This window comes from Pseudoalteromonas atlantica (assembly GCA_007988745.1).
GTDB classification, from domain to species: Bacteria; Pseudomonadota; Gammaproteobacteria; order Enterobacterales; family Alteromonadaceae; genus Pseudoalteromonas; species Pseudoalteromonas atlantica.
In genome coordinates this window covers 74,506-100,356 of the sequence record BJUT01000002.1, presented here as the reverse complement: position 1 = coordinate 100,356, position 25,851 = coordinate 74,506, and the positions used below count along the sequence as shown (strand labels likewise).

Annotated in this window: 24 protein-coding genes; 7 read left to right on the top strand and 17 right to left on the bottom strand. The window is 40.7% G+C overall.

All coding sequences use genetic code 11. The features are described from left to right. Positions 1-6: 6 nt before the first annotated feature. The 3 genes from arsH to PAT01_RS02505 all read right to left on the bottom strand — a co-directional run bounded on the left by arsH (position 7) and on the right by PAT01_RS02505 (position 4,709). Positions 7-729 (bottom strand): arsenical resistance protein ArsH, encoded by a 723-nt coding sequence (arsH, locus tag PAT01_RS02515; protein WP_024032512.1) that lies wholly within the window; start codon positions 727-729, stop codon positions 7-9. Positions 730-900: 171 nt separating this feature from the next. Further along, positions 901-3,627 (bottom strand): response regulator, encoded by a 2,727-nt coding sequence (locus PAT01_RS02510; protein ID WP_154944650.1) that lies wholly within the window; start codon positions 3,625-3,627, stop codon positions 901-903. Positions 3,628-3,797: 170 nt separating this feature from the next. Beyond that, complete coding sequence (locus tag PAT01_RS02505) at positions 3,798-4,709, bottom strand: LysR family transcriptional regulator (RefSeq protein ID WP_154944648.1); 912 nt, start codon at positions 4,707-4,709, stop codon at positions 3,798-3,800. A gap of 138 nt (positions 4,710-4,847) precedes the next feature. Here PAT01_RS02505 and PAT01_RS02500 point away from each other — a divergent pair, with 138 nt between their 5' ends. The 4 genes from PAT01_RS02500 (at position 4,848) to PAT01_RS02485 (ending at position 8,247) form a co-directional block, all read left to right on the top strand. Continuing rightward, positions 4,848-6,020, top strand: coding sequence for an MFS transporter (locus PAT01_RS02500; protein ID WP_154944647.1), 1,173 nt, complete (start codon positions 4,848-4,850; stop codon positions 6,018-6,020). Positions 6,021-6,089: 69 nt separating this feature from the next. Then, complete coding sequence (locus tag PAT01_RS02495) at positions 6,090-7,229, top strand: MFS transporter (protein ID WP_154944645.1); 1,140 nt, start codon at positions 6,090-6,092, stop codon at positions 7,227-7,229. A gap of 10 nt (positions 7,230-7,239) precedes the next feature. Further along, positions 7,240-7,773 (top strand): redoxin domain-containing protein, encoded by a 534-nt coding sequence (locus tag PAT01_RS02490; protein ID WP_154944643.1) that lies wholly within the window; start codon positions 7,240-7,242, stop codon positions 7,771-7,773. Between the two features lie 63 nt (positions 7,774-7,836). Next, the gene (locus PAT01_RS02485) at positions 7,837-8,247 is read left to right on the top strand and encodes a hypothetical protein (RefSeq protein ID WP_154944641.1); all 411 of its coding nucleotides are present in this window, start codon (positions 7,837-7,839) and stop codon (positions 8,245-8,247) included. Between the two features lie 121 nt (positions 8,248-8,368). On the opposite strand, the gene ssb is transcribed toward PAT01_RS02485, so the two are convergent. Together ssb and PAT01_RS02475 are read right to left on the bottom strand one after the other, a co-directional pair. Continuing rightward, complete coding sequence (gene ssb / locus PAT01_RS02480; RefSeq protein WP_024032519.1) at positions 8,369-9,073, bottom strand: single-stranded DNA-binding protein; 705 nt, start codon at positions 9,071-9,073, stop codon at positions 8,369-8,371. A 20-nt stretch (positions 9,074-9,093) separates the two neighbouring features. Then, on the bottom strand, positions 9,094-10,461 hold the full coding sequence (locus PAT01_RS02475; protein WP_024032520.1) for an MFS transporter: 1,368 nt from the start codon (positions 10,459-10,461) through the stop codon (positions 9,094-9,096). Positions 10,462-10,624: 163 nt separating this feature from the next. Here PAT01_RS02475 and uvrA point away from each other — a divergent pair, with 163 nt between their 5' ends. Then, positions 10,625-13,444 (top strand): excinuclease ABC subunit UvrA, encoded by a 2,820-nt coding sequence (uvrA, locus tag PAT01_RS02470; protein WP_154944639.1) that lies wholly within the window; start codon positions 10,625-10,627, stop codon positions 13,442-13,444. A gap of 96 nt (positions 13,445-13,540) precedes the next feature. Here uvrA and trpS read toward each other — a convergent pair whose 3' ends face one another. The 3 genes from trpS to rpe are packed head-to-tail and all read right to left on the bottom strand — an operon-like array spanning position 13,541 to position 15,927. Next, positions 13,541-14,545 carry a tryptophan--tRNA ligase gene (gene trpS / locus PAT01_RS02465; protein WP_029771853.1) on the bottom strand — a complete coding sequence of 335 codons (1,005 nt, stop codon included), beginning with the start codon at positions 14,543-14,545 and terminating at the stop codon, positions 13,541-13,543. A 33-nt stretch (positions 14,546-14,578) separates the two neighbouring features. Beyond that, complete coding sequence (locus PAT01_RS02460; RefSeq protein ID WP_004589357.1) at positions 14,579-15,244, bottom strand: phosphoglycolate phosphatase; 666 nt, start codon at positions 15,242-15,244, stop codon at positions 14,579-14,581. Then, entirely contained in the window at positions 15,244-15,927 is a 684-nt protein-coding gene (gene rpe, locus PAT01_RS02455) for a ribulose-phosphate 3-epimerase (protein WP_154944637.1), read from the bottom strand. The genes PAT01_RS02460 and rpe overlap by 1 nt, the downstream gene beginning before the upstream one ends. A 426-nt stretch (positions 15,928-16,353) precedes the next feature. Here rpe and PAT01_RS02450 point away from each other — a divergent pair, with 426 nt between their 5' ends. Then, positions 16,354-16,650: a hypothetical protein gene (locus PAT01_RS02450; protein WP_154944635.1), complete on the top strand. Its 297-nt coding sequence runs from the start codon at positions 16,354-16,356 to the stop codon at positions 16,648-16,650. Positions 16,651-16,653: 3 nt separating this feature from the next. Further along, on the top strand, positions 16,654-16,839 hold the full coding sequence (locus PAT01_RS02445; RefSeq protein WP_024032525.1) for a DUF2970 domain-containing protein: 186 nt from the start codon (positions 16,654-16,656) through the stop codon (positions 16,837-16,839). Here the strand turns inward: PAT01_RS02445 and PAT01_RS02440 are convergent. From PAT01_RS02440 to PAT01_RS02400, 9 genes are all read right to left on the bottom strand, one after another. Next, positions 16,787-17,653, bottom strand: coding sequence for a Dam family site-specific DNA-(adenine-N6)-methyltransferase (locus PAT01_RS02440; RefSeq protein WP_024032526.1), 867 nt, complete (start codon positions 17,651-17,653; stop codon positions 16,787-16,789). The two genes, PAT01_RS02445 and PAT01_RS02440, sit on opposite strands and share 53 nt — an antisense overlap. Before the next feature lie 53 nt (positions 17,654-17,706). Beyond that, positions 17,707-19,086 carry an AAA family ATPase gene (locus PAT01_RS02435; RefSeq protein ID WP_154944633.1) on the bottom strand — a complete coding sequence of 460 codons (1,380 nt, stop codon included), beginning with the start codon at positions 19,084-19,086 and terminating at the stop codon, positions 17,707-17,709. Continuing rightward, the gene (gene aroB, locus PAT01_RS02430; protein ID WP_154944631.1) at positions 19,086-20,156 is read right to left on the bottom strand and encodes a 3-dehydroquinate synthase; all 1,071 of its coding nucleotides are present in this window, start codon (positions 20,154-20,156) and stop codon (positions 19,086-19,088) included. Before aroB ends, PAT01_RS02435 begins: the two co-directional genes overlap by 1 nt. Before the next feature lie 28 nt (positions 20,157-20,184). Continuing rightward, entirely contained in the window at positions 20,185-20,703 is a 519-nt protein-coding gene (aroK, locus tag PAT01_RS02425) for a shikimate kinase AroK (protein ID WP_004589350.1), read from the bottom strand. Positions 20,704-20,887: 184 nt separating this feature from the next. Beyond that, positions 20,888-22,978, bottom strand: a complete 2,091-nt coding sequence (locus PAT01_RS02420; protein WP_154944629.1) for a type IV pilus secretin PilQ — start codon at positions 22,976-22,978, stop codon at positions 20,888-20,890. Continuing rightward, positions 22,965-23,501 carry a pilus assembly protein PilP gene (locus tag PAT01_RS02415; RefSeq protein ID WP_024032530.1) on the bottom strand — a complete coding sequence of 179 codons (537 nt, stop codon included), beginning with the start codon at positions 23,499-23,501 and terminating at the stop codon, positions 22,965-22,967. The genes PAT01_RS02420 and PAT01_RS02415 overlap by 14 nt, the downstream gene beginning before the upstream one ends. Next, positions 23,498-24,103 (bottom strand): type IV pilus inner membrane component PilO, encoded by a 606-nt coding sequence (gene pilO / locus PAT01_RS02410; protein ID WP_004589347.1) that lies wholly within the window; start codon positions 24,101-24,103, stop codon positions 23,498-23,500. The genes PAT01_RS02415 and pilO overlap by 4 nt, the downstream gene beginning before the upstream one ends. After that, positions 24,093-24,665, bottom strand: a complete 573-nt coding sequence (locus tag PAT01_RS02405) for a PilN domain-containing protein (RefSeq protein ID WP_024032531.1) — start codon at positions 24,663-24,665, stop codon at positions 24,093-24,095. Before PAT01_RS02405 ends, pilO begins: the two co-directional genes overlap by 11 nt. Further along, positions 24,653-25,732, bottom strand: coding sequence for a pilus assembly protein PilM (locus PAT01_RS02400; protein ID WP_004589345.1), 1,080 nt, complete (start codon positions 25,730-25,732; stop codon positions 24,653-24,655). Before PAT01_RS02400 ends, PAT01_RS02405 begins: the two co-directional genes overlap by 13 nt. Positions 25,733-25,851 lie beyond the last annotated feature (119 nt).

The window sequence follows — 25,851 nt, the reverse complement described above, 5'->3', positions numbered from 1 at the left end:
AACCTCCTAAATGTCTTTTTGATTTACGCGTTTACTGAGCTGCTCTGCTGTTTCTACTCGCTCAGAGTATCTATCAACAAAGTAATCTTTTTGGTCGCGCATTAATAAGGTAAATTTTACGAGCTCTTCCATTACATCCACAATTCGATTGTAAAAAGCGGAAGGCTTCATTCGGCCATTTTCTTCAAATTCTAAAAACGCTTTAGGCACCGATGACTGATTAGGTATTGTTACCATGCGCATCCAGCGCCCTAATACGCGTAACTGATTAACCACATTAAATGACTGCGAACCACCACAAACCTGCAGCACAGCCAGCGTTTTACCTTGTGTAGGCCTTACCCCACCCAGGTTTAATGGAACCCAATCAATCTGGTTTTTAAACACACTCGTCATAGCACCGTGTCGCTCCGGCGAGCACCATACTTGCCCTTCAGACCAGAGCATTAAATCACGCAACTCTTGCACCTTAGGGTGCGTCTCATCTTCACTATCTGTTATGGGTAAACCTTCAGGGTTAAATATTTTAACCTCAGCGCCAAAGTGGGTTAGCAAGCGTGCACTTTCTTCTATAACTAACTTGCTATATGAGCGAGCTCTTAGCGATCCGTATAACAATAAGATTTTAGGTTTATGAGATGAAAACGTTAGCGTGAAATCCTTAACGGTAGGCGGAGTGCTTTGTGAAAGTTCTAAATTAGGTAGCTCGTGTTCAATTGATTTACTCATAATCCTTAACCTTGTAGTTCTATAGCGAACTAAACATATATGAAAAAACGAATATATGAAATTTCACATATTAAAAGGTGTGAGTCAAACCCTATTTATATAAATTTTACGTTTGGTTTTTTAACGTTGCAGGTGTTAAAGCCTGCTATTAAAGGTAGGTAATTGATAAGTTTATTTATTTAAGCAACTAATTATTGTATCGCGTAATGTTTTAGCTTTTATTGGTTTAGCAACATGTGCATTCATACCAATAGATAGGTAGTGAGTAATATCATCTTTCATTACGTTTGCAGTTAACGCAATGATAGGCATAGAGGCAAGCGCAGTATTGCTGTCACTGCGTATTACTTTAGTCGCTTCTACACCGTCCATAATGGGCATATGAATATCCATTAAAATAATATCAAACGTTTCTAATTTTACGGTTTGTATGCATTCTAAACCATTTTCTACTACGTGCACCTGCGCCCCACTGGCGGCTAATATATCGGATACAATTAATCTGTTTATGGCGTTATCTTCCACAACGAGTATTTTTGCCCCTTGCAGTGGCTTTTCGGTGGCAGGTTTATGGGTATTGCTTGTAGAAGGGCTAACCACTTTGCTTTTCATCGCTTCAAATAACACGCTGGTAAGCACAGGCTTATGCAAAATAGTTTTAATGTTTATTTTTTTAGCTATGTCGTAAATTGCGTCGTTTTTGCTTGCTGTAAGTACAATAATATTGTTGCAAAGCTGTGGGTTTACTTTGTAAATGCGGGTAAAAAACGTTTCACTGCTCATGGTCGGCATTTCACAATCAACAATAATAATTTTATAAGTGTTTATATTTTCTTTAATTATCTCTATTGCATCACTTGCTTGCGTGCAAGGCGTACAACGCAGCCCCATTGCACTAAGCTGACTTTTAATTAAGCTTAAATCATCTTCGTTATCATCTATTAGTAATACATCAAATGGTTCAGCACATGATAACTGCGGGCTGTCTTCTATTAATGCTTGGGTGTTTACCTCAACGTTTATGGTAGCAATAAACTCACTGCCTTCACCTTGCGTACTGCTTACAGAAATATCGCCACCCATTGCTTGGCATAAACGTTTACTAATGGCTAAGCCTAACCCTGTTCCCCCGTATTTTCGGGTTGTAGAGCTGTCGGCCTGAGTAAATGACTCAAACAAGTTAGGTAAGCTTTTTTCATCAATACCAATGCCAGTGTCTTTAACACTAAAGCGTAAAACAGTACTTTTGGTGTCATGGGGGGCTTCTTCTGCGTCTATTTGCACCGAAACAGCTCCATTAGAGGTAAACTTAATCGCGTTAGAGCACAAGTTAATTAATACTTGGTTTATACGCACCACATCGCCAACTAAGTTATGTTTCACGTTATCGCTAATATTAATCTCAAACGCAATACCTTTACTCCGCGCCCTATTTTCAAATGTGGTCGTTATATAATCGACAACCGCGTTTAACGAAAATGCAAAGGCCTCGAGTTTGATATTTCCTGACTCGATTTTTGAAAAATCTAAAATGTCATTAATAACCACAAGCAATTGATCTGACGAGTACTTTATTTTTTCTAAATACTGTTTATCTTCTTCAGGTAAGTTTTTGCCCAATAAAATATTTGTCAGCCCTATAATGCCACTCATTGGGGTTCTGATCTCGTGACTCATATTGGCTAAAAATTCAGATTTTGACGAGGTAAGTTGCTCTGCTTCTTCTTTAGCTTGTAATAGCTCTTTAGTGCGTTGCTCTACACGCGATTCAAGTCGTAGCTTTTCTTCATCAAGCGCGTTTACAAGCTGAATGCGGCGGCGGTTTAACCGTAATACAAACACTAAAAAAGCGCTCAATACAAAAATAGTAATGGCGGCGCTGTAAATTAACACTTTATTTTGTTCAAAGTAACTCGGCTTGTAATAAGCAATAATCGATTTTTCTGGCAGGCTTTGCGGGGCAACATTATATTTTTTTAGCTGTCGCCAATCGTATTTATGAACACTTAAATTTTCATCGCTTATAGTAGGTAACACGTTATTTTCACTGTAAGAAATAATAGCTTCACCCACGCGTTTACCTATTTTCTCACCTGATAAAACATAACCACCCACTACACCTGAGCCCAATAAAACTTCCCAGTAGCTAAAAATGGGGGCGTTACTGTGCTGAGCGAGTAAGCTGACGAGCTGATACGGGCTAATCGACTTATTTTCGTAATTTCTAAATATAGGGGTAAATAAAATAATGGCGTCTGAAGGCGCATTTTTTACTTTTGTCATCAGTTCAGCAGCCGGAAGATCAAACCATTGCTCAACTTCTAAATACGAAAAATCTTGGCTGATAAAATTAAACAGCCCTGTATAAAAGTTTCTACCTATTTCATTTTTAGTATCTAAGATGACTATGAGCTTTTTAGGTTTCATTAAATTAACCGCGCTGGCGGTTGCTTGCTTGTAGTCTAACTTAGCCTGCATTGAGGCACTATTAGTGTTGGCCGGTAGCCTAAACTGTTCGCCAGGTTCTAAATAAATTTTTGGCGTGCTAGTAAAAAAATCATTCAATTGCGATATTAACGTGGCTGCTGAGGGGGATTGCGTGACAATTATATCGATGTGCTTATTTTTATATTTTTGCTTGAGGTAGTCGCTCATTAATTGCGTTTGAGTGGCCTCATCAAAGCGCCCTACATCAATGTTTTCAACAAAAAGCTCATAGTCAAAAGTCCGTGTGGATAGCTCGCTATTTAAGCCCTCTTCAACACTTTTATGCCAAGGCATATGTTGGTTTGTAGAATTTATAAATAAGACATTGGTAATTTTAGAATCCGGTTGAGCGCTTACCGGCAAACTGGCAAATTGAAAAACAAGAAATAAAAATAAAATAATGGCTTTCATGTTTCTCATAGTTGCTTGAAGTGATTAGTACCACTAGAGTAGATGTTAATTAGTTACAAATCAATTAAATGAGATGTAAATTACAAAGGTGTATTTGCGTTTTTTCGCATTTACGCCTCGCTAATTATTGCAGCGCATAAGTTAGCTAAAAGCGCTTTTATAAAGCCAACTCAATTACGCATGCTAAGCTGAATCTCTGCTTGGGCATTAAGTGCCATTTCAACAAACGCTTGCGTGGTAGCGCTGTTGTTATTTTGCTTGTATTGCAGCTGCAAATAAATTTGTGTGTCGACCTTTTCTAACTCTATAAAATGGCAACCCTCGCTATATAATTTACTTACACAATAAGGTGCTATAGCTAACCCTAAACCAGCGGCAACCTCTGTTACTAAGGTTTGCATATGCCTTGGCTGACTAATAATGTTAGGTGAAAAGCCAGCGCGCTTGCAACGAGTAATAATTTCATCAAACAACCCTAAGGCTTCGTCGCGATTAAAAAGAATAAACGGCTCATTTTTAAGGGTTTTCAAATCAATAGTTTGCGCCGATGCAAAGGGATGGTTTTTGTTGACCACCGCTACGAGGCGGTCAACGTACATAGTTTCACTTATAAACTCATCGGCTATGGTGCTTGGTAACGGCCGAGAAAACGCGACATCTACCCGTTCGTTTTTAAGGGCCTCTATTTGCTCGGTTGCGGTCATTTCTAGCAAAGTAACGTGAACATTAGGAAACTGCGACTTATACGTTCGGATTAATTTGGCCAAAAATGTTAAACACGCAGAGCTTAAATACGCAATACTCAGCGAGCCTAACTGCCCGCTATCGGCCAGTTTAACCTTATTTTTAGCCCGCTCTGTAAGCGCTAAAATTGCCGTGGCATCTTTAACTAACTGCTCTCCGGCTTGCGTGATCGACACCTCCCGAGAGTTACGGGTAAACAAGCTAACACCTAGCTGCTCTTCTAACGAAGAAATATGGCGACTTATAGCGGGTTGAACTGTATGTAGCTCTTGAGCCGCTTCTGAAAAGCTCAAGTGCTTAGCCACTGCAATAAAACTTTTTAATATTTTTATATCCATGTGCGACTCGAATTTGCTCTGTGTGAGAGGTATAGCAACAACTATACGTTATTTGTATAGATTCCATCAAATTTAAACATTTCTAATATCGATAATCTCTCTCTATCATTCGCCTACCTTTTAATGTTGGAGAGCAAAATGTCCCAGGTAACGCAGAGTGCCTCGTTAAGTCGCTTTACTTTATTGTTAATGACAACCGCCATTGCAGCAACCGCTGCAAACCTATATTACAGCCAGCCAATTTTACCCCTGATTGGTAACGAGTTTAATTTAACGGATTCACAACTTGGTAGCATTCCCGCATTTACTCAATTTGGTTACGCTTTTGCCCTATTGTTTATTTCGCCGCTGGGGGATTCTATTGCGCGTCGTCGCTTAATAAGCATTTTATCGGGCTTACTGGTTATTGCATGTAGCTTTGCCGTATTTACACCTAACTTACCGCTGTTATTAATGTCGGTATTTTTAATAGGGGTAAGTGCCAACATTACCCAGCAATTAATCCCTTTTGCGGCATCACTTGTATCTGCTGAAAATAAAGGGGCGACATTGGGCACCTTAATGATGGGTCTAACCATTGGTATTTTACTTTCACGCACGTTAAGCGGTTTTGTAGGAGAGCACTTTGGTTGGCGTGGCGTATTTGTTATGTCAGCAATATTAGCTGCGCTATTTGGTGTACTACTTAGGCTCTTTTTACCCCTAAATAAACCACAAACTAGCTTACGTTACTGGCCGCTACTTAAAAGTACAGTGGCGTTATTTAAACAGCACAAACCACTACAAGTGTTTACTTTAACTGGCGCGCTTTGGTTTGCTGCTTTTAATGTACTTTGGGCTACTTTAGCTATTTATGTCAGTGATGCACCTTTTAACTACAGTGCCCAAGAGGCCGGATTATTTGGCATCATTGCATTAGCTGGCGTAATAGGGGCTAAGTCTTCGGGTAAGTGGGTCAATGCGCTGGGCTCTAAAAAATTAGTCATGATAGTACTCACACTTGCCGCAATTGGTTTTGCTATTACAGGCGTTTTTTTAGGAAACCTAATAGCCCTAATTATCGGTATTATTTTAATCGACTTCGCTATTTTTAGCGCACAAGTAGCCAATCAAGTCCGCGTATTTAGCATAGACCCAAGCGCACAAAGCCGTATTAATGGTGTTTACATGCTTGGCTACTACTTAGGCGGCGCCTTTGGCTCAATTATTGGTGTGAAAGCCTTTGCTTTGTACCAGTGGCCTGGCGTAGTCGTCCTTAGTGTAGTGTTAATTACCATCAGCGCTGCTTTTAACTCTCTCGCAAAAAAATAACCGCCATTAACTCCTTGCAACTAAGCGTAAGTCCCCCTTAGTTGCCTCATTTAAAAACAGAGAATACTTATGAATAAACTCAATAACGCAGGAAGCTTCACTTTGCTGTGTATAGCCTGCTTAACAATCATGGTGGGTGCATTGGTTGCACCTGGTTTAATCAGTATATCAACAGCCCTAAATGTTGCTGACAGTGCGGTATTTTTAGTGACCTTACCGGCTTTAGGGGCTGTTATATTTGCGCCTATTGCAGGTAAATTAATTGATAAATATGGCGCTTACCGTTCATTAATTATTGGCTTATTTTTATACGGCTTTTTAGGTGCAAGCGTGTATTGGTTGCAAGGGCCGTTGTTGGTTTTTGCTAACCGTATTTTGCTTGGCGGTGTTACCTCAATTGTTATGGCCGGTTGTACCGTTTTAATATCACAGTGGTACTTTGGTAAAGCGCGCCTAGGCATGCTTGCTAAGCAAGGTATGGCAATAGAGCTAGGTGGCGTTATATTTCTATTTATAGGTGGCCTACTTGCTGTGCAGCATTGGGCTTTACCATTATCGTTGTACCTTATTTCTTGGGTATTTTTAGCCATGTTGCTACTTTTTGTGCCGCGTAATCACCCTCAAGCACAAGAGGCACAAGCAACACAAGAGCACGTAATATCAAATAAAGGCTTATCTCTTAAGCATGTGTATTCGCTGGCTGTGCTTGCAATGGTCACGTTTTTTAGCGCAATTGTTTTACTACCCAGCACAATGCATGCGCAAAATTATAATGAAGAACAAGTAGGGTTTTTACTCTCTTTCATCTCGTTAGTGGCTGTTGTTGGGGCACATTTTATGCCTCAGTTAACTAAAAAAATGGGCGAGCAAAAAGTACTTGCGCTGGCATTTATAGGCTATGGGGCATCATTTGCTTTCTTTTTACAAACGGGTACAGCGTTATTGGTAATAGGCGCTGTGTTTAGCGGTATTGGCTTTGGTTTTAGCATCCCACTATTAAACCATATGACCGTAGAGCGCAGCGCAGCCTCTGTTCGCGGTCGTAACCTCTCTTATTTCACAATGGCTGTTTTTTCTGGGCAATTTTTAACATCGTTTGTTGAATATATCCCAGGAGGCACTCGCAATATTTTTATTAGCTGTATCAGCTTATGTGCAGTCACTGCGCTGTACTTATTTGTTAAAAAAAATTATTCACAATCAGTATAAAAGAGGTTTTATGTCAGAGTCATTTAAATTAATAGCCGGTAATTTTTTTCCAACAGTTACTGCACACTTGCTCGATGGTACAACCGCAGATCTAAGTAAGCCGCACGGTGGTGCCGAGTGGCAAATGCTCGTGGTATACAGAGGCAAGCATTGCCCGCTTTGTATGCGTTACTTAAATTTACTAGAAGCGCAATTACCCGCATTAAAGGCACTTGGGGTGAGCGTTTGTGCTGTTTCTGCAGATAGCTGTGCACAACTAACACAAAGCATGGACACGCTCGCGGTTAGCTTTCCTATAGCTTATGGTTTAACACAGCAGCAAATGAAACAACTTGGGCTGTATATTTCCTCACCTCGCTCTGAGCAAGAAACCGACCACAACTTTGCAGAGCCCGCTATTTTTGTCGTAAATGAGCAAGGGATATTGCAAGCTGTAAATATTTCTAATGCCCCGTATTTACGCCCTGAGTTAGACGTGGTTGTAAGAGGCCTAAAGTTTATTAAAGAGCAAAATAACTACCCTATTCGCGGCACTGTTGTGTAACCATTTAAATTGCAGCCGTGGCGTTTATTACCTTACGGCTGCTTTATTAAGGCATAAGCTTTCATGAAAAACTTATTTAGTAATCTTTTAAATTTAGCCAGCGCGCTTTTTATGTTTAAGTTTGCCCTGCCAAAATTATTAGCTGCGCAAGTAAGCGTTAAAACCTTTAGCTACTTTGCGCAGGTACTGCCCGTTAACGCTAAAATTTATATGTATAGCGTGGGTTCACTGGAATTGGTAGTGGGTTTAATGATGCTTGCTCTTTTGTTTATTAAAAATGAAAAGCAAAAAGCACTGTTTACCTATGTTGCGTATGTTTTATTGGCGGGTACGTTAATTGGGGCGCTGTTACATGAATATTTTGTTCGCCCCGAACCAATTGCTCAGTTAGTGACTTACTCAGGCTGCTTTTTAGTTATATGTGCCATTCAATTTTTAGCCTATAAAAAGGCGCTAATAGCGCGTTTTGAGTGACTTTAACGCGTTAAATGGTAGATAGAAACTGTGCCTTTTGTGCTAAAACGTGTAGTTACAAAAAAGCCGCTTAGTAGCGGCTTTCTAAAAATTTTTTCAACATTTTGTTTTTTGTCTTAGGTCAAAACGGAATGTCGTCATCAAAATCTATTGTTGGTTCCATAGGATTTGATGCACCGCCCTGAGGGGCGTTTTGCGGCTTAGGTGCAAAACCACCTTGCTGCTGTGGCGCATTACTTTGCCCAGGAGCAAAGCCACTGTTGTTTGATTGTTGGTATTGGTTATTTTGCTGTGGAGCAGGAGCTGCAGCTGGGCGTTGTGCTGGTGCAGCTTGTTGCTGTGGTGCATAACCACCTTGCTGGCTGTTTTGGGCTTGGTTGTTTTGACCATAGCCACCGCCTTGTTGATTATTTTGGTAACCGCCACCTTGTTGGCCGCCTTGATTACCTTGATAACCACCACCTTGCTGATCGCCACCGCGAGCACCTAGCATTTGCATTTGACCCGTAAAGCCATCAACAACGATTTCTGTTGTGTATTTTTCTTGGCCTTGTTGGTCGGTCCATTTACGTGTTTGAAGTTTACCTTCAACGTAAATTTGCGAGCCTTTACGGCAGTACTCACCAACAATTTCAGCTAGCTTGCCAAAAAATACTACACGGTGCCATTCAGTTTTATCAACCATTTGGCCAGTGTTTTTGTCTTTATAGCTGTCTGACGTTGCTAAGGTAATATTTGCTACACCATTGCCATTAGGCATGTAACGAACTTCAGGATCTTGTCCTAAATTACCAACCAAAATTACTTTGTTCACACCGCGTGCCATGGAACCTTCTCCTATAAACGTTAGATTAAACCAGCTACTTTACGTGCTTGGTCTAGGTCAAATTCTTTATCATTAATCTTTAAATAGCTGCGGCTTTCGTCGCGTACTACTGTTGCTTCTATTACGCCAGGTAAAGCAACTAGCTGAGAAGCAAGTGCTTGAGCTTGCTCTTCAGAACTTAAATTGGTCATTAAACTAATAACTTTACTTTTCGGTGGGACTTGCATTTTCCACGCAATAATAAGCCATATTAACCCAACAAGTGCCGCTGCCGCAAACACAGCTTGCGTACTTGTAGTTTGGGCAACATAACCCCCTAAAATACCACCTAAAAAAGCCCCCAAAAACTGGCTAGACGAATACCCACCCATAGCAGAACCTTTTTGGCTAGCGGGCGCAATACGCGATACAAGCGCAGGCATAGTGGCTTCTAAAAAATTAAATGCCACAAAATAAAGCAACATACAAATGGCAATGCCAACCACGCTATTCACCCAAATAGACATAGCAAACATACTAATAGAAAGCAGTGCTACTGAGCCAATAAACGCTTGTTTTTCTTTTTCTTTTTTAATGGCAATAATCATAATAGGGACCATTAAAATAAACGCTAACAGCAATACCGGAATATATAAATACCAATGGTGGTTTGCCACTAAGCCATCTTTTATTAGTTGGCTGGGTAGTACCACAAAAATAGTGGTTAGCGTTAAATGTAGCAGTAATACGCCTGCATTTAAGCGCGATAATTGCGGATGCTTAATAAGCTTTTTAATATCACTAAAGCTTGCCAAAGTATCGCCTTTGGGCGCTTTGTTTACTGCGTTTGGCACTAAAAATAAAATAATACCAATACCGAACACGGCAAGTATTGCTGTTAACCAAAATACCCCCGCTACACCCCACGACGCGGCAACAATAGGCCCAAGTAACATAGCAAAAGCAAAGCTCATGCCTATACTCATACCAATTACGGCCATTACTTTAGGGCGCTGTTCGTCGCGGCTTAGGTCGCTGGCAAAAGCAAGCAGCGCACTGGCTATAGCGCCCATACCTTGTAGTGCACGGCCCACTGTAACCATTTGAATAGATTCAGCAAGGGCTGCAATAACAGAGCCCAACGCAAACACAACTAAGCCACCAACAATGACTTTTTTACGGCCTATTTTATCTGACAAACGCCCCATAGGAATTTGCAGTACCGCTTGCGTTAAGCCATACGCGCCAATAGCAAATCCTATCCACATAGGCGAAAAACCATCAAGCGATTGGCCATAAATAGCCAATACAGGCATCAGCATAAACAAGCCGAGCATTCTAAATGCAAACACACTCGCCAGCGATACAGCGGCGCGCTTTTCTCGTGAATTAAGTGAAGATGCGGTCATTATCTGCGTATTCTTACGATATGAAAAATTTAGGCTGGGATTCTACCACAAGCTTGGCAATAATTAATCGCCTATAAGTAAGGATTTTTTCGTTGATCATTGATTAATAATGTTTCGTATTATGCGATACTGGACAAATAATTTTGGTAATAAACGAGATAGCATGGAAAACATTGAAGTCCGAGGCGCCCGTACGCACAATTTAAAAGACATCAGCCTAACCATCCCACGTGATAAATTAATTGTTATCACAGGCCTATCTGGTTCGGGAAAGTCATCACTGGCATTTGATACTTTATATGCAGAAGGACAGCGTCGTTATGTTGAGTCACTTTCTGCCTACGCAAGGCAATTTTTATCGTTAATGGAAAAGCCCGACGTTGATCATATTGAGGGCCTCTCTCCCGCCATTTCTATTGAGCAAAAATCTACATCGCACAATCCTCGCTCAACAGTGGGTACCATTACCGAAATATACGATTACTTGCGTTTAATGTTTGCCCGCGTGGGCGAACCACGCTGCCCAACCCACGACTTACCGCTTGCAGCTCAAACAATTAGCCAAATGGTTGATACCGTTTTAGCACTGCCAGAGGGCACTAAGCTGATGCTTTTAGCGCCAGTGGTTAAAGATCGTAAAGGTGAGCACATTAAATTACTTGAGCAACTTGCAAGCCAAGGCTACATTCGCGCTCGTATAGACGGCGAAGTATGCGACTTATCAGATCCGCCAACACTTGAGCTTCATAAAAAACACACTATTGAAGTCGTAGTTGACCGCTTTAAAGTAAAAGATGGCCAACAGCAGCGTTTAGCAGAGTCGTTCGAAACCGCACTAGAGATGTCTGGCGGTGTGGCAAATGTAGCCTACATGGACGACAGCACGATAGAAGAAATGCTGTTCTCGGCAAATTTTGCCTGCCCTACCTGTGGCTACGCAATGACCGAATTAGAACCGCGCTTATTTTCGTTTAATAACCCTGCCGGTGCGTGTCAAAGCTGTGATGGTTTAGGCGTACGCCAATATTTTGATCCTAACCGTGTGGTACATAACCCAGAGCTCAGCCTTGCCGGTGGTGCTATTAAAGGATGGGATAAACGCAGCTTTTATTATTTTCAAATGCTACAGGCGGTCGCCGAGCACTATAACTTTGATTTAGATGTGCCATTTGAAAAGCTGGCTAAAGAATCGCAAAAAATTATTTTAGAAGGCTCAGGGCAAACAAAAATAGCCTTTAACTACCGTAACGACAGAGGCGATTTAATAACACGCAACCACGAGTTTGAAGGCGTGTTAAACAACATGAACCGTCGCTATCGCGAAACTGAGTCAAACTCGGTGCGTGAAGAGCTCGCTAAATATCAAACTAGCCAAGCGTGTCCTAGTTGTCATGGCTCGCGTTTACGCCAAGAAGCACGCCATGTATTTATAGGTCAAACAAACCTGCCTGCTATTACAACTATGAGTATTGGCGAAGCGATGGACTTTTTTGAAGGGCTATCACTAACAGGCCAAAAAGCCCAAATAGCTGAAAAAATCCTGAAAGAAATTCGCGACCGCTTATCGTTTTTAATTAATGTAGGCCTTAATTACTTATCGCTTGAGCGCAGTGCCGATACCCTCTCCGGTGGTGAAGCCCAGCGTATTCGTTTAGCCAGCCAAATAGGTGCAGGCCTTGTAGGCGTAATGTACGTACTGGATGAACCATCAATTGGTTTACACCAGCGCGATAACGACCGTTTATTACAAACATTGGTGCATTTACGCGACTTAGGCAACACCGTGATTGTGGTTGAGCATGATGAAGATGCGATTCGCGCAGCCGATCATATTATTGATATTGGCCCAGGCGCGGGAGTGCACGGCGGACACATTATTGCACAAGGTACACGTGACGATATTTTAGCCACTAAAGACTCGGTAACTGGCCAGTTTTTATCAGGCGTGCGCAAAATAGAAGTGCCACAAGAGCGTAACCCAACCAGCGACAAATGGCTTGAGCTATTTGGTGCCACAGGTAATAACCTAAAAAATGTAGACTTAAAAATTCCATTTGGCTTATTAACCTGTATTACAGGGGTATCGGGCTCAGGTAAATCAACGCTCATTAACGATACACTCTTTAAGCTTGCGCATACCGAGCTTAACGGCGCGACTACAGCAGAAGCCGCGCCTTACAAATCAATTAGTGGCCTTGATCATTTTGACAAAGTGATTGATATTGACCAAAGCCCAATTGGTCGCACACCGCGCTCAAACCCTGCAACCTACACAGGTATTTTTACCGGTATTCGTGAGTTATTTGCAGGTACACAAGAAGCCCGCTCTCGCGGCTATAAAGTAGGTCGCTTTAGCTTTAACGTGAAAGGCGGGCGCTGTGAAGCCTGCCAAGGGGATGGTGTAATTAAAGTAGAAATGCACTTTTTACCTGATGTATATGTACCATGCGATGTATGTAAGGGCGCGCGCTATAACCGCGAAACCTTAGAAGTACAATACAAAGGTAAAAACATTCACCAAGTGCTCGAAATGACCGTTGAAGACGCGCACGACTACTTTGATAAAATACCTGCAATAGCGCGTAAACTTAAAACGCTAATGGACGTTGGTTTATCGTATATTCGCCTAGGGCAAGCTGCTACCACGCTCTCTGGTGGTGAAGCACAACGTGTAAAACTGGCTCGTGAGCTTTCTAAACGCGATACAGGTAAAACACTGTATATACTTGATGAGCCAACAACCGGCCTTCACTTTGCCGATATTGAACAGCTACTTGTGGTATTACATCGCCTGCGCGATCATGGTAATACCATTGTGGTAATTGAGCATAACTTAGATGTGGTTAAAACCGCAGACTGGGTGGTTGATTTAGGCCCTGAAGGGGGCGCTGGCGGCGGTGAAATACTCATTGCAGGCACGCCTGAAGAAGTAGCCGAATGTGAACGCTCGCATACTGGGCATTACCTAAAGCCATTGCTTTAATATAGATAATAAAAAGTATTCATTAAAAGTCACAAAAATGCCGCTAAATTTAGCGGCATTTTTATTTGCTTTATTTGCTTATACTAATAAAGCAATTTATGTACGAGGAATAAACCCTAGTGCATCATAAACCGATTTAAGTGTTTTTTCTGCACGTACACTGGCTTTTTCTGCGCCTGATTTCATGATGCTGTCAAGTAGGTTTTGATCTTCTCTGATCTCTTTAAAACGTGCTTGGATTGGCTCAATCATGCTAACAACTGCATCGGCTGTGTCTTTTTTCAGGTGACCATACATTTTATCTTCATACTCTGGCACTAAGTCTTCAATTGAGCGCTTAGTGGCTACGCTTAATAAAGTAAGTAAATTAGAAACGCCTGGCTTTTCAGTACGGTCAAAGTAAATACGCGCTTGCTCGTCTGAATCGGTTACTGCTTTTTTAAGCTTTTTCTCAATCTTTTTAGGCTCATCTAATAGCATGATGTAGCCATTAGGGTTTTCGTCAGACTTAGACATTTTTTTGAGCGGATCTTGAAGGCTCATTACGCGTGCGCCAAATTCGGGAATATATGGCTCTGGTAACTTAAATACGTCACCGTATAAATTATTAAAGCGTGTCGCTATATCACGCGTTAACTCTAAGTGCTGCTTTTGGTCATCCCCTACCGGTACTTGGTCAGCTTGATATAATAAAATATCCGCTGCTTGCAATACTGGGTACGAGAATAAACCGACGTTTACATTGTTAGCATGCTTAGATGACTTGTCTTTAAACTGAGTCATGCGGTTAAGCTCGCCCATTTGTGCGTAACAATTTAGCACCCATGCTAACTGCGCGTGTTCTGGCACTTGCGACTGTACAAATAAGGCCGATTTTTCAGGGTCTATGCCACATGCCGCGTATAACGCTATACCATCTAATACACGAGAGCGAAGAAGTTCTGGCTCTTGGCGCACGGTAATCGCGTGTAAATCAACAAGCATAAAGAAACTTTCGTGGTCTTCCTGTAGCTTTAGCCACTGGTTAATAGCGCCAACATAGTTGCCTATTGTCATACCACCGGTTGGCTGAATGCCACTTAAAACTACTGGTTTACTCATGATTTTCCTTTAGTGTTTAGTTAATTAAAAATTTTAACGCTGTGTTAGTGTTGGTATTATATCTAAGAAGTTATCGCATAGGTACTGTGGATTATAATCCTCAAGATTTTCGCCTTGGTTATAACCATAATCCACCGCTATTACATCAATTTTAGCGGCATGTGCTGCCAATATATCGCTTTTTGAATCGCCAATCATAATAGCCTTACTCGGCTCAACATTCAGCTTTTTACATGCATACAGTAAAGGCGCTGGTGAAGGCTTTTTAGCCATATCGTCTCCACACACTATCACTTCAAAGTGACTGGTAAGGGAAAGCTTATCAAGTAGTAGCTCGGTAAATAGACGCGCCTTATTAGTAACAAGTGCTTTTGGCATGCCCCGCAAAGCACTGAGCCCTGTTTCTACATGCTGATACAACACACTATACTTGCCCACTAGCTGCTCATAATGTTGGTAAAATAAGGCAATGGCTTTTGCACTAAGCGCTTCATCTAAATGTTCGCTAATTTGCATATCGCCGCTGAGTGCACGCTTGACTAGGGTTTCAATACCGTTGCCTATCCAGCTTTCAACCAAGCTTTGGCTAACAATAGGAAACGCTAAATCACTCAGTGTTAAGTTTACTGCTAGGTATAAATCGTAAACGCTATCAACAAGTGTGCCGTCAAGGTCGAACAAAGCTACATCATATTTCATTACTTTACATTTCCTAACTGCTCACGCATTTGATCAATAACAACCTTGTAATCAGGCTCATTAAAAATAGCAGACCCTGCTACAAACATATCGGCACCTGCTTGCGCTGCTGCGGCTATGTTATCAACTTTAATACCACCATCTACTTCTAGGCGAATATCACGACCCGACGCAATTATACGCTGCTTTGCTTGAGCTAGTTTTTCAAGGGTGTGGGGAATAAAGCTTTGGCCGCCAAAGCCTGGGTTTACCGACATTAATAAAATAGTATCTAGCTTATCAATAACGTGATCGAGGTAGCTAAGGCTAGTGGCAGGGTTAAATACTAAGCCTGCTTTACAACCATGGTCTTTAATGAGCTGTATGGTGCGGTCTATATGCTCGCTGGCCTCAGGGTGAAAAGTAATTATTGATGCGCCGGCCTCTGCAAACAAAGGGATTATACTATCGACTGGTTTTACCATTAGGTGCACATCTATAGGGGCTGTTACACCGTAATCTCTAAGCGCTTTACACACCATAGGCCCAATAGTGAGATTAGGCACATAGTGATTGTCCATGACATCAAAATGTACTACATCAGCGCCTGCAGCGAGTACTTTATCCACATCTTCGCCTAATTTTGCAAAATCGGCTGACAAAATAGAAGGCGCAATTAAGTATTTTTGTTCAGGGTTTAACATAGTAATCCGTCAATCAGTAAAATATGCCTTAATGTACCGTAAATGCTGAGGTTTCCCAAGTAATACACTGTAAATTAGGCATAACTAAAAATATCGATTTAAATATATAAGTATTTATTTATAAAAAGCTTTAGGGCGTGTTGAGCTTTAGTGGTTGAGTTTTGGGCAGCATGTTTAATTTTTGGTAAGGCCGTGAGTAGGATACACAAGCCATGCTTACATGATAAAAGTTATTAGTTTACGTAAGAGCAGTTATTGTGCCCACTCGATTACAAACTTCGGGGCGCGATTTAAAAACTCTTAGCTTGAGAACACACTTTAACTAGCAAGTTTCAACAGGCCTTAGCTATTACAGATAAATATTAGTTTGTTATTTATACAGCTTTTGTTATTATTAAAGGAGTAACTTAATTTTAGGCTAATATTATGCGTGCATTTAAAACAGGGATCTTAATTGCGTCGGCATTGTTATTTATTGGGGCATTTAGTTTTGCGCCAAGTTCTGAGCAAGATTTAAGCTTAGTTAGCAATTGTCAGCATCAGGCAAGTAGTAAAAGCGCTTCAAACACCTTAACGTGTGCGAAAGTAGAAGAAGATTCATCGTGGTTTTCGTGGCTAACAGGCGATAGTCGCAGTGCGCAGTTCCATTATTTAGATTTATTAGAGTTATTAACTAGCTCAGAAGACGCTAAGAATACGCCTTCAATAAAACCTCTATTTTAAATAATGCTGCACTTTATTAGCGCGTTGCAAAGTGTGCTAGCAGCATTTTTTGGTGTGCAATCAGAGCACAAACGCCAAGCCGACTTCCAACAACACTCCCCTCTTTTTATTATTGCTTTAGCTGTGCTGTTTTTTGTTATTTTTGTAGTGACAATTTACGCAGTGGTTGCTTGGGTGCTAAATACATAGCCATTAGCTCGTCGACCTTGTTGCGTGATCCACCTTTAGGGCTGATAGTACGTTTTACCTGAATTTTACCAAGCGTAGCTTGGCTATAAATTTTTCGCGTCCACACGGTATCGTGGTTAGATATAAGCACTGGGGTATTGTTTTCAAACGCAGCTTGCTCGGCTAAGTTTGCCAAGTTTGCTTGATCGTCTAAATTAAACCCGCCTTTAGCATAAGAGGTAAACGACGCTGTTTTACTTAGCGGCACATAAGGCGGATCGCAATAAATAACCGCATTGTTTGGCACAAGCTTAAATACATCATCGTAGCTTAGGCAGGTAAATGTGGCTTTTTGTGCTTTTTCGGCAAAAAAGTACATTTCTTTTTCAGGAAAATAAGGCTTTTTATATTTACCAAATGGCACGTTAAAAATGCCTTTGAGATTATACCTACACAGCCCATTGTAACCATGGCGATTCATGTATAAAAAGAGCATTGCGCGCTCATACACATCACTGCTTTTATTAAACTGTACACGGTATTCGTAGTAAGCGTCTGGGTGGTTATTTAAATCAACAAATAGTTTTTTAGAGTCACTTATAAACTCATCCGGCGAGCGCTTGAGCTCTTTGTATAAGTTAATTAAATCAGCATTGATGTCGTTGAGTAAATAGTGTTTAAAATTACTATTTAAAAATACCGAGCCTGCACCTACAAAAGGTTCTACCAAGGTTTCAGCGTGTTTGCTGGCTTGAGATAAACGTGCATTAATATCTTCAACTAGGCTGTATTTACCGCCAGCCCATTTAAGGAAGGCTCTACTCTTTTGTTGCATTGGTTCTTAACTTCAATCTGCTGTAGCGCGATTTTACACTAAAGTGAGTCAGTTTACTGATCAAGTCGTGCAATTTCTTGTTTTATTTTGCTGATTTTTTTATAAAAAGGCTTGTTCTTTCTAAGCGCACTCGACAAGGCAGGCAACGCACTTTTAGCATCAGCGAGTGATGCATAACTGCCAATAGTAACCACCCACCACACTTTATTATTTCGCTTAGTTTGATATACCTTAGCGTGCTGGCTTAAATTATGTTGAATAATAAACTCACGGGTGATTTTTTCCTGTGTAACGGCTAGCAGCTGCACAGTTGTATTATTATCTGGCTGAGCTAAATACCAAGCGTTATCTGATACGTTATTTGAGGTTTTAGGCTGCGGGCTTTCTTTATTGTCACTTTCAATTGGCTCAATAGTCTCAGGAGTGTTTGAGCTTTGTGGTAATGCCTCGCTTTGTTCACTTTGCTCACTTTGAGCGCTTTGTTGAGCCTCACGCGTTAGGCTTTGCATTATCGCCGGCACATCATTTTTATGAGGCGCTACATTACCTTGTGATTTATCGCTGACCGGCTCTAAAGGCAAATCCGCTTTTGAAATATCAGAATTAGCACTACTGACTTCTTTATCCGCGCTTGGGATAGCGGTAATTTTAGAAGCAGGAATAGCGGTATCTATGTCCTGGCTTTGTTGATTTTGATAATACGTTTGCCACCACTGGGTCATGTCATTTTTATACAGCAAACCAATGATAAGTAGCATAATTATAATTAACAACGAGATTAAGTGTACTCGCCACGACACTTTATCTTTTTTTACAATATCAGCCACATGCTCGGTTGGTTGCCATGCTAATAATAAGCTGGGGTTGCCTTTCGCTTCATTTAAAAATGCGCTAAATACGGGGTCTTCATCGTACGGTAAATTAGGAAAATACCAGCTCATTAGCTGTTTAGATTCATGTGCAGATAAAGGCTCTAAGTAAATTTCAACGGCATTATTAATAGCTAGCTTTGATTGCGAAGCTAGCATGATATAAAGCGTTACAGGGCTGTTTTTGGCAAGTAACTCTAATTCCTGTAATAGCTCTTCAGATAAGTGCCTTGCATTATCGAGCACCCACAAACAGGCCTCACACGGTTGCTGCTGCAACAATTGGTAAAAGTTTTCACTTAACGATAAATCGTGGTCAATCAGCGGAGAGTTAAAGCTTTGCTCTAATATATCACTCATCAGTGATACATCATTTACACTGGCACTTACTTGTACAAATGCTTTATTAAAACTGTTGTATTTGTCGGTGATGAAGGTTTCGAGCATATAACTTTTGCCTAGGCCAGAGGTGCCTAGTAATACAATTAAGTTTTGCCCGTATTCAAATTGCAGAGCGATTCTATCCACCAACGCCGCACGGCTTGGTAAAATTTGCGCCTGCATTATTGCTCGATTAACGCTCTAACTTGGTCGTCTGATACGTCATCTACCAATGCGCATTGACCAAATTGAGTAGGTAAAATAAAGCGGATAGTGCCTTTTTTATTTTTTTTGTCTTTACGCATATGCATTAAAAACTGCTCTGCAGTCATTTCACTTGGGATCTCAGTCGGTAAATTATAAAGCTTGAGTAGCGTTACAATTCTATCTACCTCAGTTTGCGATAAATCACCGCGTGTATGCGCTAATTTAGCAGCAAGTACCATTCCGGTAGCAACAGCCTCGCCATGTAGCCATACACCGTATCCCATTTGCGCTTCAATTGCATGCGCAAAGGTATGCCCTAAGTTGAGTAATGCACGAAGGCCATTTTCTTTTTCATCTTGCGCCACGATAAGCGCTTTAATTTCACAACATCTATAAATAATATGCTGCAAACTTGCTTCATCTAGTTGCTGTAGCTTTTCTACATTTTGCTCAATAAAAGCAAATAACTCGGTATCGTAAATTAAACCATACTTAATAACTTCGGCCATACCCGCTGCAAATTCGCGCGCCGGTAAAGTGTGAAGTGAATTAGTATCAATAAAAACCGCTTGCGGCTGATAAAACGCCCCAATCATGTTTTTACCCAGTGGGTGATTTACCGCTGTTTTGCCCCCTACAGAGGAGTCAACTTGTGATAGTACCGTGGTCGGAATTTGAATAAACGGTACACCGCGCTGATAACATGCAGCAACAAAACCTGTTAAATCGCCAATAACGCCGCCACCTAGTGCAATTAAGCATGTGTCTCGGCCGCAATTATTTTGCAATAAAAAAGCAGATATTTTCTCAAACCATTCAAGCGACTTGTATTGCTCACCATCTGGAATGACAAAAGAAAGAGGGTCTAGATCAGCTAACGAATCAAGCAGTCCTTGTAAATATAAAGGCGCAACTGTGTCGTTAGTGATAATGATAGGCCGACAATCACCAATGTGGTGAACAAGGCGGCCATTATCTTGAAGTGCAGATTGACCAATAAAAATAGGATAACTTCGCTCGTCCAAATTAACAGCTAATTCAAGCATGCTTTGTTATTTCCTTTATTATTGGTTTTTAAAAATCTAATTTCTCGATGATTTGGTTAGCAACAACTTTAGCGCTTTGCTCATCGGTGCGTACAACAAAATCGGCAACTTCTTTGTATAGTGGCTCGCGTTCTTCTGCTAAGCGCTCTAGTACATTACGAGGTGCTTCTTCAGTTTGCAGTAATGGGCGACGCTTGTCGCGTTGCGTGCGTGCAACTTGCTTTTCTATAGGTGTCTCTAGGTATACAACGATACCACGAGCCGAAAGCTTGTTTCGAACTTCTTTACTCATTACTGAACCACCACCGGTTGCAAGTACAATACCTTGCATTTCGGTTAAGTCGCCAATAACAGATTCTTCACGAAGTCTAAAGCCTTCTTCACCCTCAAGATCAAACACCCAGGCAATATCTGCACCGGTACGGCGTTCGATTTCTTGATCAGAATCGACAAATTCAAGGTGTAATTGGTCAGCGATGTGACGACCAATCGTGCTTTTGCCAGCCCCCATGGGGCCAACTAGAAATATATTACGTTTCTCAGCCATATCTTTTAGTACAAACGAACTCTAAAATTTGAAATAAAACCCCGCCTAACGACCTGGCCCCAAAATTAAGGAGGGGATTATCTCAGTAATTGGCCGGGTATTTCAAGTCTATTACAATAAAAAGCCATATAACGAGCAATTATTATCAATAAACACTCGTTGACGAACATAAAACCACTAAATTTTAGTCTATTTGTATTTTCGGTGTCACGAAAATAAGTAATTCACGTTTCTCATTAAACTCGCTGGTGCTCTTAAATAAGCGTCCAACATATGGAATATCACCAAGTACAGGTACTTTATTTGTGGTATTAATTATTTGCTGCTGAAAAATACCACCCAGCACAACGGTTTGGCCGTTATCAACCAGCACTTGTGTTTCAATTTGTTGAGTGTCTATCGAAACTGCTTCACCTGTTCCGGTTTGAACCGTTTCGCCACGAGTATCTTGTGTAATAACTAAGTCTAAAATAACTTTGTTATCAGGCGTTATATGCGGTGTAACCTCAAGGCTCAATACCGCTTTTTTAAAGCTTACAGTAGTAGCACCACTTGAGGCCGATTCGGTATAGGGGATTTCAGTACCTTGCTCAATACGTGCTTTTTGCTGATTAGCTGCAGTAATGCGCGGGCTCGCAATAATCTCACCTTTATTTTCTTCTTCTAAAGCACTTAGCTCTAAATCAATTAAAGTGCCATTAGCCAACTTAGCTATGTGTAAACCAATACTTGCCGCAGGGTTAGTAATAGGTAGGTTTACATTAAGACGGTCTGATAAATCAGGAATAGTGCCATTTGAGATAGACTCAGCTCCTTCAAGCGAGCCAGAGATACCATCGCTATCTTGTTGATCACTAAATCCCCAACGCACGCCTAAATCTTCTGTGACGTTATCGCGCACTGTTACCATACGTGATTCAATAACAACCTGTTGCACTGGAATATCGAGTGTTTCAATCATACGGCGAATACTCTCAATGCTCTTCGCTGTATCTTTAATAAGTAATGTATTGGTACGCTGGTCAACCGATACACTGCCTCGGGCAGAAATGATGCTGTTAGTATCGGTTTTCAGTAAATCCGCAAAATCTTCAGCCTTAGCGTAGTTTAAACGAATATACTCACTGTAAAGCGGCTCTAAATCCTCGACCTTTTGTTTTGCTAATAAATCTTTAGCTTCACGTGCAGCGAGTTCTTCAGCTGGGGCAACCATCAATATAGAGCCATCCATACGCTTATCAAGGCCTTTAATACGTAGTACAACGTCTAAAGCCTGATCCCATGGAACGCCATCTAAACGAAGCGTAATATTGCCGGTTACGGAGTCACTCGTTACTAAGTTAAACTCGTTATAACCCGCTATGATTTGCAGTACAGCTCTAACCGAAATATCTTGGAAGTTTAAGGTCATTGGACGACCTTGATATTCTTTGCCGCCATCTAAATAGGCATTTTGCGTTTCATCTTTTTCAATTGTTAACGTTAAAATGTTATCTATTTGCTGGTAGGTAAAGGTAAAAGCAGCATTAGGCTCAATAACTAGACGGCTTAAGCTATCTTCTTTAAAGGTCTCAATGGTACTTACTACAGTACCAAAATCTAGCACATCTAATTCATACAGTAAGTCGTCTAAAATATCTGTGTGATGAAACTCTGCAATTATTTTTCCACCACTTTCATGTACTTCTATTGCAGCTTGCGTGTCTTGTAAAAATACTAAAACTTTTGCTTCGCCTTTTTCACCACGGCGAAAATCAATAGATTGAATCCGATTAATATAAGCGCTTGAGGCATCATAACCATTGCTGCTTTCATCAGAAGCTTGTTCAGTAAGCGGGTTATCAGATACGCGCAACGACACTAAGTTATTATTAACTTGTGTTTCGTATATTTTTAAACGCTCTAAATTTACCGTAACTTTTAAGCCTTGCTCTGTCAGTACGCTGCTTACACTGTTTATACCTGCGTGATCGACCGGCACATTTTCAAGGCCCTGTTCTAGTTCTGCACCGTCAAATAGCATTTCTATGCGCGCTGGTGTGTTGTGTACTTGAATTTTAGGTTGTTGTGTTAGCTCTTCGTCAAATACAAGTTGTAACTCTGTCTCGCCTTTTAGCAAGGGGTTATAACGTACATCATAAAGTAGCGGCGCTGCACTGGCTGTTTTTGCGACAAAAAGAGCCAATATGACAAATAACACCGTTTGAAAACGATGATGCCAAAGTACATCCTTATGCATGTGTGTTTTACCTTTTTTATTATTAATTTGCGCCATTATTTGCCGCCTCTAACATTTCCAATTTAGTCAGCCGCTCTTTCCAACAACCCGACCCATCAGGGATTAATTCAACTAGTTCTACATAATCACTACTTACAGACTTAACTTTACCGTCATACGTCCCTAAGTAATTATTTACCGTTACCCTATGCAGCGTTTCATCCGCTGCGGTGATCAGTGCCCACATTTGCCCGTTAGAGCCTAATGTACCTTTCATTGATAGGTTATCGAGCGGGTACTTTTCTAGTGGCTCTCTCACTCTATCAGGGTCAGGGTGTAAACAATTTTTAATTTGCGTTAGTTTATTTTGAATAATTTCAGGCTGCGGAGCCACAAAAGGACTACGTAACTGCGATGCATTATATTCAAAATGTTCAAACTGCGTTAATTCAGGTATTTCCTCAACTTTAGGCGTGGTGCTGGCCTTAACTTGGTCAATAAATTCTTTTTGCTCAGACGTATCGTCGTTACAACCTGCCAACAATAAAACTGACAATGATAATAAAGGGACTAATCTCACTTTTTAACCCCTTCTTCATAACGATATGTTTTTGCTACCACACTGAATGTTAGTTGCTTTTCGCCAGATGATACAATCGAAAAGTCATGTAAACTTACAATTCGTGGTAATTGGGCTACTTTTCCTACAAATTCACCAAATTCATGGTAAGTGCCTATTACTTCAATTTTAATTGGCAACTCAGTATAAAACTCTTTTTCGACTTCAGGTAACCAGCCAATTTTCAAAAATGTTAAACCGCTAGTAGTACCTACATAAGATAAATCGTCTAACAGGCCTGGGGTTTCATTTGAGGTAGGTAATCGCTTTAGTAGTTGTGAAAACTTATCTTCCATTTCAACCATTTGCTGGCGGTATATATCAAGCTTACTGGCTACGGCATACTTTGTTCTGTAGGTACTGCGCAGCTCTACTTCTTTAGCTACCGCGCTGTGATAGCTATCTATTTCATCAGATACCAATAGGCTGTAACTAAAAAACAACACTAAACCGGCTATAAATAAGCAACAAATTGCTTTTACTGCAACGGGCCACTCGCCAATGTTGTCGAGCTCAATTTCATTCCAATCTATTTCATTTAAGGCTTTTAAATCAAGGTTCATCACTTACCTCACCAATTTCATCAAATGGTTTTACGTAAAACTCCATATTAAAATCACTGAGTAACCGTGATGTTTGATCGCCTGCCACAATGCCTTGCATGGTAGGTCTTTCTAATAAATATGAGCCTTGCACCTGACGCAGCATAGTAGATAAACGATTGTTTGATTCACTACGCCCTAGCACATGTATTTGACTACCGCGGCGCTCAAGCTTAGTTAAATACACGCCTTGAGGTACAATTTTAGCTACTTCATCCATAATTTGAGTACCTAAATTACGGCTGCTTTGTAGCTCTTCAATTAATCGCATACGTTGTTGTAAATTTTCTTTTCGCTTATCAAGATTTCTAATTTCACTGATTTTTTTATCAAGCATGCTTATTTCTGAGCTTAGATAATTATTTTTTAAATTTTGGCCATCTTTTAAACCCGCGTAAAAAGAGCTAAGTAAGTACATACTTGCAAAACAGCCAATAACAACCGCAACTAAAATTGTTATAAATTTCTTTTTTGATTCTTCACGCTGTAGCTCTCGCCACGGCAGTAGATTTATATGTGGCATGATGAAAAGCTCCTTAATGCCAAACCAGTAGCAATTGCAAACTGCGTTCTATTTCGCTGCATTACATTTCTGTCTACTTTTGGCGAAACTTCCATATTTGCAAATGGTTCAGCAACCACAGCATGAATACCTAGCTCTTCAATTAACAACCTATCTAAACCGTCAATCATCGATGTACCGCCGGTTAGCACAATATAATCTACTTGATCTTTACCTGTGGTTGTTAAAAACATTTGTACCGCACGGCGCACTTGTTGCAATAATGATGTTTGAAACGGTGCCAGCACTTCAAAAGTATAATTAGGGGGTAAGTCACCCGTTGTTTTGCCTATTTCAGCCTCATCAAAGCCTTTATTATAGTAAGACACAATGCTGTTAGTGTATTGGTCGCCACCAAACACTTGGTCACGGGTATAAATTGTTTCACCTGCTTGAACAACACTGACCAACATTAAAACAGCGCCAATATCTACCACAGCAACACACTTATTAAAGGCGTCACTTGGTAATTGCTGATAATACACATCCATTGCTCTACTTAACGCATAGCTTTCAACATCAACCACTTTAGCGGTTAAGTTTGCCGCCTCAAGTGCGCCCACACGGGCTTCAACACTTTCTGTACGTGCAGCAGATAACAACACATTCATTTTACTCGGATCGGCTTCGTTGGTAGAGAGCTTTTCAAAATCTAAACTCACTTCATCAAGGGGGTAAGGTATTAAGCTGTCAGCTTCTATTTCAATTTGCGACTCTAATTCAGCGTCACTTAATGAAACATCCATAAAAATAACTTTAGTGATAACGGTTTGCCCTGATACAGCCACTGCCGCTGATTTTAAAGATTTTGGTAGTTTTCTTTTTAATTTTGTAATTATGTTACCAATTGCTTCAATATCCTGAATAGAGCGCTCGCTCATTGCGCCTTTTGGCATAGGTTCAATTGCAAGTGCTTCTAGTCGAAATCCCGTTTCAATTTCACTTAAAAGCACTGCTTTGATAGAGTGCGATCCGATATCAATTCCGACCATCGCAGTGGATGGCTTTTGAAATAGTTGACTTAGCATGTTTGCAACTTGACCTTTGTTTTAATAATAAACAAGTTATAATTTTTTTAGTAAAAAATATTATTCATTTTTTAATCAATATATACTAGCAGTCTAAACTCGCAATTGGGAGTCCATTT

Coding starts and splice junctions, on each gene's coding strand:
- arsH (WP_024032512.1), bottom strand. CDS start 729: ATGAGTAAATCAATTGAACACGAGCTACCTAATTTAGAACTTTCACAA.
- PAT01_RS02510 (WP_154944650.1), bottom strand. CDS start 3,627: ATGAAAGCCATTATTTTATTTTTATTTCTTGTTTTTCAATTTGCCAGT.
- PAT01_RS02505 (WP_154944648.1), bottom strand. CDS start 4,709: ATGGATATAAAAATATTAAAAAGTTTTATTGCAGTGGCTAAGCACTTG.
- PAT01_RS02500 (WP_154944647.1), top strand. CDS start 4,848: ATGTCCCAGGTAACGCAGAGTGCCTCGTTAAGTCGCTTTACTTTATTG.
- PAT01_RS02495 (WP_154944645.1), top strand. CDS start 6,090: ATGAATAAACTCAATAACGCAGGAAGCTTCACTTTGCTGTGTATAGCC.
- PAT01_RS02490 (WP_154944643.1), top strand. CDS start 7,240: ATGTCAGAGTCATTTAAATTAATAGCCGGTAATTTTTTTCCAACAGTT.
- PAT01_RS02485 (WP_154944641.1), top strand. CDS start 7,837: ATGAAAAACTTATTTAGTAATCTTTTAAATTTAGCCAGCGCGCTTTTT.
- ssb (WP_024032519.1), bottom strand. CDS start 9,073: ATGGCACGCGGTGTGAACAAAGTAATTTTGGTTGGTAATTTAGGACAA.
- PAT01_RS02475 (WP_024032520.1), bottom strand. CDS start 10,461: ATGACCGCATCTTCACTTAATTCACGAGAAAAGCGCGCCGCTGTATCG.
- uvrA (WP_154944639.1), top strand. CDS start 10,625: ATGGAAAACATTGAAGTCCGAGGCGCCCGTACGCACAATTTAAAAGAC.
- trpS (WP_029771853.1), bottom strand. CDS start 14,545: ATGAGTAAACCAGTAGTTTTAAGTGGCATTCAGCCAACCGGTGGTATG.
- PAT01_RS02460 (WP_004589357.1), bottom strand. CDS start 15,244: ATGAAATATGATGTAGCTTTGTTCGACCTTGACGGCACACTTGTTGAT.
- rpe (WP_154944637.1), bottom strand. CDS start 15,927: ATGTTAAACCCTGAACAAAAATACTTAATTGCGCCTTCTATTTTGTCA.
- PAT01_RS02450 (WP_154944635.1), top strand. CDS start 16,354: ATGCGTGCATTTAAAACAGGGATCTTAATTGCGTCGGCATTGTTATTT.
- PAT01_RS02445 (WP_024032525.1), top strand. CDS start 16,654: ATGCTGCACTTTATTAGCGCGTTGCAAAGTGTGCTAGCAGCATTTTTT.
- PAT01_RS02440 (WP_024032526.1), bottom strand. CDS start 17,653: ATGCAACAAAAGAGTAGAGCCTTCCTTAAATGGGCTGGCGGTAAATAC.
- PAT01_RS02435 (WP_154944633.1), bottom strand. CDS start 19,086: ATGCAGGCGCAAATTTTACCAAGCCGTGCGGCGTTGGTGGATAGAATC.
- aroB (WP_154944631.1), bottom strand. CDS start 20,156: ATGCTTGAATTAGCTGTTAATTTGGACGAGCGAAGTTATCCTATTTTT.
- aroK (WP_004589350.1), bottom strand. CDS start 20,703: ATGGCTGAGAAACGTAATATATTTCTAGTTGGCCCCATGGGGGCTGGC.
- PAT01_RS02420 (WP_154944629.1), bottom strand. CDS start 22,978: ATGGCGCAAATTAATAATAAAAAAGGTAAAACACACATGCATAAGGAT.
- pilO (WP_004589347.1), bottom strand. CDS start 24,103: ATGAACCTTGATTTAAAAGCCTTAAATGAAATAGATTGGAATGAAATT.
- PAT01_RS02405 (WP_024032531.1), bottom strand. CDS start 24,665: ATGCCACATATAAATCTACTGCCGTGGCGAGAGCTACAGCGTGAAGAA.
- PAT01_RS02400 (WP_004589345.1), bottom strand. CDS start 25,732: ATGCTAAGTCAACTATTTCAAAAGCCATCCACTGCGATGGTCGGAATT.